Origin of the sequence: Mesorhizobium sp. M0136, from assembly GCF_040322515.1 — a bacterium.
Classification (GTDB): Bacteria; Pseudomonadota; Alphaproteobacteria; order Rhizobiales; family Rhizobiaceae; genus Mesorhizobium.
This window is the reverse complement of record NZ_JAMYTP010000001.1, coordinates 158704-171160: the sequence shown is the minus strand read 5'-3', so window position 1 is coordinate 171160 and position 12457 is coordinate 158704. Positions and strand designations below refer to the sequence as shown.

The window sequence follows — 12457 nt, the reverse complement described above, 5'->3', positions numbered from 1 at the left end:
GCAACCGTTGCGGGCATTTTGCGCCAAAAGGCTATTTCGTTCTTGCGCCGGCCGGGCGGTGAAGTCAAACTTCGCCGCGCCGCCGAAACAAAAAACAACTCAATCAGTTAACAGGCAAATCTGTGGCAAGGGCGTCGCGGAAACGACGCATCCGCCGTTATTTACGCGCGAGCAGCGCTTTGACCAGCTTTTCGTCGATCGCGCCGGTTGCCCTCATATCGTTGTCGGCCTGGAAGGCCATGATTGCGTTCTTGGTTTTCAGGCCCATCATGCCGTCGGGATTGCCGGCCTCGTAGCCGTTCTTGTTGAGAATGCGCTGGATGTTCTGGACCGCTTTCTTCATATCGATGCCGGCGGTCGTCTGCGGTGTGCCGTCCTGCCACGATTCAGGAATGTCGGCCGAATTGGCGGCTGGATCGAGCGGCTTGGCTTTCCACAGTTCAGCCGCGGCCCGCGCACGCTCCAACTGCTCGGGCCTCAGCGCCTTGGCGATCTCGTCGCGCTTGGCCGCTGCATCCTTGTCGCCGGTCTTGGCGACGAGCGCGAACCATTTATAGCTCTCCTCGAGATTCTGCTTCATGCCGACACCCTTCGCCGCGAGGATGCCGAGGTTGAACTGGCTGTCCTTGACGCCGAGATCCGCCGCCGCCTGGAACCAGCGTGCTGCCGATTCGTTGTCGGTCACGCCGTCCGCCGCCATCGCAAACAGCACGGCAAGATTGTGCATTGCGCTGGCATTGCCCTGCTCTGCGGCAAGCTGGTACCAGGTCTTCGCTTTCTTGATGTCGCGTGCGACGCCGATGCCCTTCTCGTAGAAGTTGCCGATGCGGTATTCTGCCGGTGCGAAACCGAGTTCGGCAGCTTTCTCATACCATTTGGCCGCCGCCGTCATGTCTTCCTTAACGCCGCGCGACTCGGCGTAACGCGAGCCGATCTCGAACAGCGCCTTGGCGTCGCCGCCGGCCGCTGCATCGCGCAGGGCGGCCGGCCCGGCATCGGCCGGAACGTCGATCTTGGCAACGCCTGCCGGGGCAGCATCCGCCGGCGGCACAGTGCCGGTCGTGTCCTGCGTGGCAGCGGGGGCAATAGCAGGCGCGGCAGCCTTTGGCTCGGCGGTCGCCGCTGCCGGCGCGGGCACTGCGGCCGTGGTGTCTGGCGCCGCCAGGTCAGCGGACGCTCCGGAAGGCGAGGGCGCCGTCGATGCCTCGGCTGCCGATGTGGCGGGGCCGGTTTGCGCCGCCGTGTCGTCCTTGGTCATCGATGCGGATGGCTCGGCCTGCCTGACGGTGGGCGACGGCTCGCTCTCCTGTGTTGTTGTCTGCGCGTCCGCCTTCGGCTCGCTGGCAACGCTGGCCAATGCGGTTTCCACCGGCTGTACGGGCACGGCCGGCGCCGCCTCATTGTCGGCGACTTCGACCGGGTCGGAGAAGAAGGCTTTGCCCAGTTGCAGGCCGGCAAGCGCCAGCATGATGGCGATTGCCCCCATCAGGATCGGCTTGCGCCGCGCCTTGAGCAGGTCGCCGATCCTGAGTGCCTTGACCGGGCCTTTCATCGTCGACTGGCGCTTGAGGGCGTCCGCCTCGGCGGCCGCCGCTTGCGCGGCCCTTCTGGCTGCCGCGATGAAGTCCGATTTCGCCGCCTCGGCGCTGCCTTCTCTGGCCGGCTGCCCGCGCTCGTCGCGCACGCGCTTCATGATGGCGCTGAGGTCGGGTGCGCCGGAGCCGGGTTCCAGTGGCCGGTTGGCGAGCTTGGGGTCGAGGGGCTCGTCGAGATCGACGCTCGGTATCTCGGCGCTCGGCGCCGAGCCTGCAAGCGGCGGCGTCTCGGCCTCCTTCTTGCCCTTCAGGGCGCGCGCCAGCCCGCCTAACATCGATTTCCTGCCGCCGCCTTGTTCGTTCTTTTCACGTGTCGTGTCTGAACTGAGAGCCGCCAGTGCGGCTGCGGCGGCGGCCTCGGCCGGCGTTCGCGGACCTGGCTCTCCGCGCACGAGCGCGGCGGCGCCGCCGTCGAGATCGGCCATGTTGCCCGTTAACGGCAGCGACTGGTCGATGTCCATCGACGGTGCGTCCTGCACCGAGATCTTGGATGCCCGGCCGGAGCGTTTGCTCAACTCGGCGCTTGCCGGTTCGCTGGTCTCCAGTGAACCAAGCCTGTCAACGATCTTGAGCAGCGTATCGTGGATAGCCTCGAACGTCCTCGAATTGCGCTCGTCCGAACGGCGCGTCAGCGCCTCGAGCGTCTTCAGGTCCTGGGCGAGGCCGGTAACGGCCGCCGTGTTGGCGCTTGATCCGGCCAGCGAGCGGACGGCACTCTCGGCCGCCTCGCGCGCCGCGCCGAGGATGGAATCGCGGGTTCCGGCCAGCGATTTCTCGATTTCGTTGAGACGCGGGCTGATGTCGTCGAATTCCGGCAGCGGCGTGCCGGGCTTGGAAAGATGCGCCGTCAGGCCGGCGACCTGCGCTTCGAGGCTGCGGATCAAAGCCGGGTCGATGCTGGCGACTTGTGCGGCGGACGAATCCAGCCGGCTTGAGATGTCTTCGAGCCGGCTCTCCAGGCCGCGGATCGCCGCTTCGTTGGCGGGATCTGGAACGCGTGTCTCCATCCGCTTGGCCAGTGCCGTGAAGCGGGCGTCGATGGCATCCATGATGTCGGCGTTGTCGACCTGCGGCATGCGCTGGTCCAGCCTGTCGGCGACCTCGTCCAACCGGCGCTCGAGGTCGCGAAACAGCATGTTGCCTTGTTCGATGGCGTCGCCCTGGCGACGTTCCATCATGCTGGACAGCACGTCGAAGCGCTGTTCGAGCCCCTGGAAGATGTAATCGGCGTCGGGCATGGCCGGTGCGTGGTCGATCTTGTCGGAGATAAGCGCGATTTGCCTGGCAAGGCGCTCCATCGCCTGTTCCGGCAGATTGGCTCGGCCGGCCAGTTCGTCCACGCGGCTCGACAATGTGTTGAGACGGTCGATGACCTCCCGGCCCGGACGATCCTGCGACACTTCTTCGATTTGCTGGGCCAGTGAATCGATCCGCTTCTCGATGCGTTCGAAGGGCTCGGGGTCGAACGAATTGGCTTGCGCGGCAACCGTCGAGGCGACGATCGCGCGGGAAATCTCGTCGAGCCGCTCGTCGATCTGGCTGAATGTGTCGCTGCCGCGATTGTCCTGCTGGCGAGCGAAATGATCGACCGCTCCGGCAAGCGTGCGCACCTTTTCTTCGAGCGAGCGCAGCGACAGCGATTCCGGCAGATTGCTGACGGCATTGCTGATCTGTTCGAGCCGCTCCGTCAGCGCCGACAGGCCGGGCGCGTCGGAGCGCTTGCGCTGATCGGCGTCGACGCGGTCCTCGAAGGCGTTCCAGCGGCGGTCGAATTCGTCCCAGCGGCGGCCGACCGCCTGCACGCTCTCCTCGCGCGCTAGCGTATCGAGCGCGGCCTTGACCTGCTCAAGCTCGAGCCGCAGCATATTGACGCTTCTGTCGTCGCTTTTTTCGGCCAGTGTCTGGATGGCGCCGGAAAGCCGCTCGAACTCGACGGCGAGTTCGGCGCTGCCTTTGCCGCCGCCATTTGACTGGAAGGCTCGCTCAATATTCTTGCGCAGTACGTCGAACTCGCGTTGCAGGCCGGAGGTCATCTGCTGGCGCAGCTCTTCGCGCAGGCCGCGCAATTCCCCGGCGATCTTGCCGGCTAAGGCGACGCTGTCCTCCTGACCGCGCACCCGGTCGATATCGCGGGCGATCGCCTGGTAGTTCTGGTCGAAGGCCGCTGCTGGACCTTTCGGCTGCTGCGCCTCGCGTGGGTCTTCATACCGGCGCTGCTGGCCATAGGGTTGAGCGCTGGGATAGCGCGGTTCTGCCGCTGGTCGGCGCGGATCGGGGTGGTTTGTCGTCTCCTCGCGCGTCCGCTCCAGCCGCTGCTCCAGAGTTTCCAGGGAGCGGTTGAGCTCTTCAAGCGTCGTGTGCGGCCGGCGTTGCCTGCCGGCGTTGAGTGTATCGAGGTAGGACCGCTTGCTGTTCATCAATGCGCCCGTTTCAGAATTGCTGGCTTTCACCAGGTTCCCAAAGTCCTGCCGGGACGAAGGCGACTGCTTGGCTTGTTGCAGTGGAAGACGAGCTTCCCGGGTCTCATCCGCGCTCCGAAAACCGTGAAAAATTCAATACAGGATAGACACGGGTAACCGACATGCGCACATTTCGCCCCAACGTGGTAAACAACGCGTTAACCAAGCTTAAGAAGTTGCAACTTTGTCGGCTGGCTGCGGACGGCGCCGGGTGTCTTCTATTGGACGCACAAAAGACGCCGTGGACGTTTGATCAGCCGCATGATCGCTCCCGAAATCGGCAACGACTTTTTAGGTTATCCGCCGGCGCTGCGGCATAAAGTTCCAAGCCTAGAACGCTCTTGCGTGGTAGGGCGGCTATCGATATAGAATTGACGTAAACGTAAATGAGCGGATTACGCCGTTTGCGATTTGTTTGTTGAAACCACGAGTGGAAGCACGCCCCCGCTTTCACTCAGGCGACGCTAGGTCCGCGACCGCGACGCCATCAGACGGGGAAAGCCAGTGACCATGAAACTTATTTCGCCCGGCCAAGCCGCGGCCAACACCAACGATATGTCGAGCGAAGCCGGTGAAGAGCTTGTCCGCATCGGCGAAATGGCCAAGAAATACGGAGTGACGCTGCGTACGCTGCGTTTCTATGAGGACAAGGGTCTACTCAACCCGCAGCGCGACGGCTCGACCCGCCTCTATACGCGTCGCGACAGGGCCCGGCTGAAGCTGATCCTGCTTGGCCGCAAGGTCGGATTCTCGCTGCGTGACGTCAAGCAGATGATGGACCTCTACGATCCGAACGGCTCCAACACAAAGCAATTGCGGCTGGCGCTCGACAAGTCGGAGAAGCAGCTTGCCCGTCTGCAGAAGCAGCGGGCGCTGATCGACGATGCCATCAGCGAATTGAGTGCTTCGATGTTGACCGTCCGGCAAATGCTGATCGAGCGCTCGACGCCGCAGGCCAGCGCGGCGAGCTAAAACTAAGCTTTCGATTTCCGACGAGTAAGGGTCGCGCAACTTTCGCTGCGCGCTTCTTCGTCGTTTGCCGTCCTTCGCCGTTTGCCGTCTTGGCGCGCGGGAGAAAATTCGTCGCACCGCAGAATTGACGTTTACGCAAACGTCAACATTTGCTATCTCCGACCCCGTCATACTGGCCCGCCTGCTATCCTCATACACTGGTACACTGGGACTGATTTCGGGGCCAAGACCGCATGGTGGAGGAAAACGCATGCCGATCTACAAGGCGCCGATCCGCGACACGCTGTTCGTGCTGAACGAAGTGCTGGGGTATCAGCGCTATTCCAATCTTCCCGGATTTTCCGACGCCACGCCGGATGTGCTCGAGGCCATCCTTGCCGAAGGGGCGAAACTCGCTGAAAACGTGATGCAGCCGCTGAACCGTGTCGGCGACACGGAAGGTTGCGTGCGCCATGACGACGGTTCGGTAACGACGCCGAAAGGCTTCAAGGAGGCCTTCGACCAGTATCGCGAAGGCGGCTGGATGGGGCTCGCCGCACCTGTCGAGTTTGGCGGGCAAGGCTTGCCCTACGCGGTGCACACCGCGGTTGCCGAATACATGGTGTCGGCCAATATGTCGCTGATGATGTATGCCGGCCTGACGCAAGGCGCGATCGCTGCGATCATCACCCATGGCACCAAAGAGCAGAAGGCAACATGGTTGCCGAAGCTGGTCGAGGGCGCCTGGACCGGCACCATGAATCTGACCGAGCCGCACTGCGGAACCGATCTTGGCCTGCTGCGCACCAAGGCTGTCCCAAATGGCGACGGCACCTACAGGATCTCCGGCCAGAAGATCTTCATCTCGGCCGGCGAGCATGACATGTCGGACAATATCGTCCACCTGGTGCTGGCCCGTATCGAGGGCGCGCCGGATGGCGTGAAGGGCATCTCGCTGTTCATCGTGCCGAAGTTCAAGCTCGATGCCTCACGCAATCCGGGCGAGAAGAATACCGTCTCCTGTGGCTCGATCGAGGAGAAGATGGGTATCCATGGCAACTCGACCTGCGTCATGAATTACGACGACGCTGAAGGCACGCTGCTCGGCGAGGCCAATGGCGGGCTGAAAGCAATGTTCACCATGATGAATGAGGCGCGGCTTGGCGTCGGCCTGCAGGGGCTCTCGCTATCGGAGGTCGCCTATCAGAATGCGGTTTCCTACGCCAAGGACCGTCTGCAGGGGCGCTCGCTGTCAGGACCGAAGGCGCCGGACAGGAAGGCCGATCCGATCATCGTTCATCCGGACATCCGCCGCAGCCTGATGACCATGAAGGCGTTCAACGAGGCCGGCCGCGCGCTGGCGCTGTGGACGGCGATCAAGTCCGACATCGCTCACCGCTCCGGTGACGACAAAGATCGCCAGGTCGCAGACGACTATACCGGCCTGATGACGCCGGTGGTCAAGGGCGTGCTCACCGACAAGGGTTTCGATCATGCGGTAATGGCGCAGCAGGTGTTCGGCGGCCACGGCTATATAGAAGAACACGGCATGAGCCAGTTCGTCCGCGATGCCCGCATCGCCATGATCTATGAGGGTGCCAACGGCATCCAGGCGCTCGACCTTGTCGGCCGCAAGCTGGCCTTGAATGGCGGCCGCGCGGTCCAGGTCTTCTTTAGGGAAGTCGGAGAGTTCTGCGAGGAGAACCGCACCGATGAGAAGATGGCGCCCTTCACCAAGGCGCTTAAAAAGGGCCTCGACGATCTGCAGGCGGCGACGATGTGGCTGGTGCAGAACGGCATAGCCAAGCCCGACAATGCGGGTGCCGCCTCGACCGACTACATGCATCTCTTCGGCCTGGTGGCGCTGGGCTATATGTGGGCCCGGATGGCCAAGGTGGCCGCAGCGAAATTGGCTGATGGTCCCGACGGCGCTTCGTCTTTCTACGACAACAAGCTGGTGACGGCGCGCTTCTTCATAGAGCGGATCATGCCGGAGACGTCGGCGCATCTTGCCCGCATCTCCAGCGGTGCCGACACATTGATGGCACTGCCGGCGGAAGCGTTCTAGCTTCGGCGTTCCCCTGCCCCTCGAGGGAGGGTGGCCCGAAGGGCCGGGAGGGGTTCTGCGTGCAGTGCGCCGACCTCCATTCTGGTGCATGCCTCGGAGGAAAATGATCGCAATGCCGTGGCACATGGCGCAGGTTGTAAAAGATAAGGTCGAGCAAGTCATCGGCGACCTCACCCGGCCACTTCGCGGCCACCCTCGTCTCGAGGGGGAGGGGGACGTCGGCGCGAGGGAGAAACCATGACCCACCCCGCCGAAATCCTTGGCCTTCCCAAGCCCGCCTGGGCGACGGACGAGGTCGGCATGCTTTACGACATGGCGCACCGCTTCATGTCGGAAGAGATCGCGCCGCGTTACGACGAGTTCGAGAAGAACGAGATGGTCGACCGCGAAAGCTGGCAGAAGGCGGGTGCTGCCGGACTGCTGTGCGCCTCGATGCCGGAGGAATATGGCGGATCGGGCGGCACCTTCGCGCATGAGAGCGCCATCATCGAGGCGATCGGCCATGTCGGCGTCGACGGGTTCGGCATTGGCCTGCACAATTCGATCGTTGCCCCCTATATCCTCCACTACGGCTCGGAGGAGCAGAAGAAGAAATGGCTGCCGAGGCTGGCGACCGGCGAGCTGATCGGCGCCATCGCCATGACTGAGCCGGGTGCGGGCTCCGACCTGCAGGGCATCAAGATGCGTGCCGAAAAGGACGGCAACCGGTACAAGCTCAGCGGCTCGAAGACTTTTATCACCAACGGCCAGCTCGCCAATTTCATCATCGTCGTTACCAAGACCGATCCTGAGAAGGGCGCCAAGGGCATCTCGCTGATCGTCGTCGAGACTGACGAGGTGGAGGGTTTCGAGCGCGGCCGTAACCTCGACAAGATCGGCCTCAAGGCCAACGACACGTCGGAACTGTTCTTCAACGACGTGCGTGTGCCGACCTCGAACCTGCTCGGCAATGACGAAGGCCAGGGCTTCGTCCAGTTGATGCAACAATTGCCGCAGGAGCGGCTGCAGATCGGCACCACTGCTATTGCCATGGTCGAGCGGGCTCTGGCGCTTACCATCGACTACGTCAAGGAGCGCAAGGCGTTCGGCAAGGCCATCATCGAATTCCAGAACACCCAGTTCAAGCTTGCCGAATTGAAGACCGAGGCGACCATCGGCCGCGTCTTCTATAATGACTGCGTTGCCCGCCATATTAACGGTGGCCTCGACCCGGTGACGGCTTCGATGGCCAAATACTGGCTGTCAGACCTGCAAGGAAAAGTCGTCGACGAATGCCTTCAATTGCATGGCGGCTATGGCTACATGAATGAATATCCGATCGCCCGCATGTTCCGCGATGCCCGCGTCCAGCGCATCTACGGCGGCACCAACGAGATCATGAAATTGCTGATCGGGCGGAGCCTTTAGGAGGTCGCATGTCGAAGCATTTTGCTGGGCTTCGCTGGAAGTCGGGGGCACGGGAGGATTTCCTTTCCGGCCGCTATTCCCGGGTCCATGAACTTCATTTTGATGGTGGCGCGGTTATCTCCGCTTCCGCATCGCCGTCGATTGTGCCGGCACCTTTTAGCGATGCAACGATCGTCGATCCGGAAGAACTGTTCGTCGCTTCGCTTTCTTCTTGCCACATGCTCTGGTTCTTGGATCTGGCAAAACGCGCTAAGCTCAATGTCCGATCTTATCACGACGAAGCCGAAGGCCTGATGGCCAAGAATGCTGAGGGGCGCACAGCCATCACACATGTCACCCTTCGGCCGCTCGTCGAATGCGACGCAGATGCGGCTATGATCGAGAGTATTCATCACAAGGCGCACGACGCCTGTTTCATCGCCAATTCGGTGCGGACCGAAGTGGTGGTCGAGCCCCGATTTTAGATCACAGGAGATCACCAATGGCCGAAGCTTATGTCTATGATGCCGTGCGCACGCCGCGCGGCAGGGGCAAGAAAGATGGCTCGCTGCACGAGGTGCCGGCGGTGCGGCTTGGCGCCAAGGTGCTCGAGGCCATCCGCGACCGCAACGGGCTGGACACTAGCACCGTCGACGACATTATCTTCGGCTGCGTCGATCCGGTTGGCGAGGCGGGTGCGGTCATTCCACGTGCCGCCGCTTTCGAAGCCGGCTACGACACCAGGGCGCCCGGCATGCAGATATCGCGCTTCTGCGCCTCGGGCCTGGACGCGGTCAATTTCGGGGCCGCCAAGATCGCGCAAGGCGCCGACGAGATCGTCATTGCCGGTGGCGTCGAATCGATGTCGCGCGTCGGCATGGGCGCCTCCGGCGGCGCCTGGTTCATGGATCCCTCGGTCGGCCTGCCCGGCTGGTTCGTGCCGCAAGGCATATCGGCCGACCTGATCGCCACCAAATACGGCTTTTCGCGCGATGACGTCGATGCCTACGCGGTCGAAAGCCAGAAGCGTGCCGCCAAGGCGTGGGGCGAGGGCCGCTTCAAGAATTCGGTGATCTCGGTCAAGGACCAGAACGGCGTGACCATCCTCGACCATGACGAGCACATGCGGCCCTCGACCGACATGCAGTCGCTGGCCGCGCTCAATCCGTCCTTCGTCATGCCGGGCGAAATGGGCGGCTTCGACGCCGTCGCCGTGCAGAAGCATCCCGAGGTGGAAGAGGTCAACCACGTCCACCATGCCGGCAATTCGTCCGGCATTGTCGACGGCGCGGCGGCCGTGCTGCTCGGTTCGAAAAAGGCGGGAAAGACGCTCGGCCTCAAGCCGCGCGCGCGCATCCGTGCGTTCGCCAATATCGGCTCCGAACCGGTGCTGATGCTGACCGGCCCGGTCGACGTCACCGAGAAGCTGTTGAAGCGGGCGAAGATGAAGCTGCAGGACATCGACTTGTTCGAGCTCAACGAGGCTTTCGCTTCGGTGGTGCTGCGCTACATGCAGGCTTTCGACATTCCGCATGACCGGATCAACGTCAATGGTGGGGCCATCGCCATGGGCCATCCGCTCGGCGCCACCGGTGCGATGATCTTCGGTACGGTGCTGGACGAATTGGAACGCCGTGACCTCAACACCGCGCTGGTGACGCTTTGCATCGGAGCCGGCATGGGCACTGCAACGATCATCGAACGCGTTTGACGGAGAGAGTTGATGAGCTACACCAATTTCACCCTCGACATCGACGCCGACGGCATTGCGCTGGTCACCTGGAACATGCCGGACCGTTCGATGAACGTCTTCACCGAGGAGGTGATGCGCGAACTGAACGCCATCGTCGACAAAGTGGCAAGCGATGCAGTGATAAAGGGCGCGGTGATCACCTCCGGCAAGGATACGTTCTCGGGCGGCGCCGACATCACCATGCTGCAGAAGATGCTGGCGAGCTTCGCCGCCGACAAGGCGAAGGACCCGGAGAAGGCGACCAAGGCGCTGTTCGACAAGGCGGGCGCTATGAATGGCCTGTTCCGTAAACTGGAAACCTCGGGCAAGCCGTGGGTTTCGGCGATCAACGGCACCTGCATGGGCGGCGCGTTCGAATTGTCGCTCGCCTGCCACGGCCGTGTCGCGGCTGATTCCGACCAGGTGAGGATGGCGCTTCCGGAAGTGAAGATCGGCATTTTTCCAGGCGCCGGCGGCACCCAGCGCGTACCGCGGCTGATCGACCAGCAGCAGGCGCTGCAAATGCTGACGTCCGGCCAGACGCTGTCGCCGCAGAAGGCCAAGTCAATGGGCTTGATCCATGAGATTGCCGAGGCGGACAAGCTGGTCGAAACTGCCAAGGGGATGATCAAGAACGGCTTGAAACCGGTGGCGCCATGGGATGAAAAGGGCTTCAAGCTGCCCGGCGCTCCGATCTATTCGGTGGCAGGTGCCAATCTGTGGCCGCCGGCTATCGCCATTCTGCGCCGCGAGACCTATGGCAATTATCCCGCTGCCGCCGCCATCCTGAAATGCGTCTACGAGGGCCTGCTGGTGCCGTTCGATACCGCCTTGCGGATCGAGCAACGCTACTTCACCGAGGTCATGCAGACCAGGGAAGCGGCGGCGATGATCCGCTCATTGTTCGTCTCGCTGCAGGAACTGAACAAGGGCGCTCGCCGCCCAGCTGGTGTGCCGGAAACGACGTTCAAGAAGATCGGCGTGCTCGGCGCCGGCTTCATGGGCGCCGGGATTGCCTATGTAACGGCCAAGGCCGGCATTCCGGTGGTGCTGCTCGACCGCGACATGGAGTCCGCCACCAAGGGCAAGGCGCATTCCGAGACCCTGATCTCGGATCAGGTGAAGAAGGGCCGTGCCAAGCCGCAGGATAAGGATCGGTTGCTGTCGCTGATCACGCCAACAGCCGATTACGCGGATCTTGCCGGCTGCGATCTTGTGGTCGAGGCGGTGTTCGAGGACTCGGCCGTCAAGAAGGATGCCACCGAACAGGCCGAGGCTGTACTCAAGCCGTCGGCGATCTTCGCCTCGAATACGTCGACCATACCGATTACATCGCTGGCCAGGAATTCGGCGCGGCCGAAGAATTTCATCGGCATCCACTTCTTCTCGCCGGTCGACAAGATGATGCTGGTCGAGATCATCCTCGGCAAGAAAACCGGCGACAAGGCGCTGGCCACCGCGATCGACTTTGTCCGCGCCATCAAGAAGACGCCGATCGTCGTCAACGATACGCGCGGTTTTTACGTCAATCGCTGCGTACTGCGCTACATGTCGGAAGCCTACAAGATGCTGATCGAAGGTGTTCCGGCGCCGATGATCGAGAATGCGGCGAAAGCCGCTGGCATGCCGGTCGGTCCTCTGGCGTTGACCGACGAGACGGCGATCGACCTTGCCCAGAAGATCATGAAGCAGACCATGCGCGACCTCGGCGACAAGGCGGTCGATCCGAAGCAGATGGCGCTGATCAACACGATGGTCGACACGCATGGTCGCTTGGGCCGTAAGAACAGCAAGGGCTTCTATGACTATCCGGCAAAACCGGCAAAGAAGAAGCTGTGGCCAGGCCTCAGGGACCTCTACCCGCAGCTGTCGCCGGAGCAGGTCGACTATGAGGAACTGAAGCAACGGCTGCTGGTCACCATCGCGCTTGAGGCGGTACGGGTGATGGAAGAGGGCATCGTTACCGACCCACGCGAGGCCGATGTCGGCTCGATCCTGGCCTTCGGCTTCGCACCCTATACAGGCGGTGCACTGTCCTACATCGACGGCATCGGCGCGAAGAAATTCGTCAAACTCGCCAAGCGCCTGCAGAAGAAATACGGCGCCGAGTTCAAGGCGCCGAAGCTGCTGCTCGACATGGCCGAGAAGGGCGAGACCTTCTACGAGCGCTTCGATCCCTATACCAGGAACGAGGCCAAGGAGGCGGCCTGACGCCGTCTCCGGCGGTGGACAAGATGGCGGCCAAGGGTTAGAACAGCGAAGGTAT

7 protein-coding genes are annotated in these 12457 nt (G+C 62.4%); 6 read left to right on the top strand and 1 reads right to left on the bottom strand.

What is annotated here, in order from left to right:
* Positions 1-157: 157 nt before the first annotated feature.
* Positions 158-4012, bottom strand: coding sequence for a peptidoglycan-binding protein (locus NKJ35_RS00825; protein WP_352644348.1), 3855 nt, complete (start codon positions 4010-4012; stop codon positions 158-160).
* A gap of 552 nt (positions 4013-4564) precedes the next feature.
* Between NKJ35_RS00825 and NKJ35_RS00820 the strand changes: the two genes are divergently transcribed.
* The 6 genes from NKJ35_RS00820 (at position 4565) to NKJ35_RS00795 (ending at position 12402) form a co-directional block, all read left to right on the top strand.
* Positions 4565-5026 (top strand): MerR family transcriptional regulator, encoded by a 462-nt coding sequence (locus NKJ35_RS00820; protein WP_352644569.1) that lies wholly within the window; start codon positions 4565-4567, stop codon positions 5024-5026.
* A gap of 250 nt (positions 5027-5276) precedes the next feature.
* A complete protein-coding gene (locus NKJ35_RS00815) occupies positions 5277-7073 on the top strand; it encodes an acyl-CoA dehydrogenase (RefSeq protein WP_352644346.1) in 1797 nt (598 codons plus the stop codon).
* 237 nt (positions 7074-7310) lie between these two features.
* The gene (locus NKJ35_RS00810; RefSeq protein WP_352644345.1) at positions 7311-8480 is read left to right on the top strand and encodes an acyl-CoA dehydrogenase family protein; all 1170 of its coding nucleotides are present in this window, start codon (positions 7311-7313) and stop codon (positions 8478-8480) included.
* An 8-nt stretch (positions 8481-8488) separates the two neighbouring features.
* Positions 8489-8944 carry an OsmC family protein gene (locus tag NKJ35_RS00805; protein ID WP_254816313.1) on the top strand — a complete coding sequence of 152 codons (456 nt, stop codon included), beginning with the start codon at positions 8489-8491 and terminating at the stop codon, positions 8942-8944.
* Between the two features lie 17 nt (positions 8945-8961).
* Positions 8962-10170, top strand: coding sequence for an acetyl-CoA C-acetyltransferase (locus NKJ35_RS00800; RefSeq protein WP_352644343.1), 1209 nt, complete (start codon positions 8962-8964; stop codon positions 10168-10170).
* 12 nt (positions 10171-10182) lie between these two features.
* Complete coding sequence (locus NKJ35_RS00795; protein WP_352644341.1) at positions 10183-12402, top strand: 3-hydroxyacyl-CoA dehydrogenase NAD-binding domain-containing protein; 2220 nt, start codon at positions 10183-10185, stop codon at positions 12400-12402.
* Positions 12403-12457 lie beyond the last annotated feature (55 nt).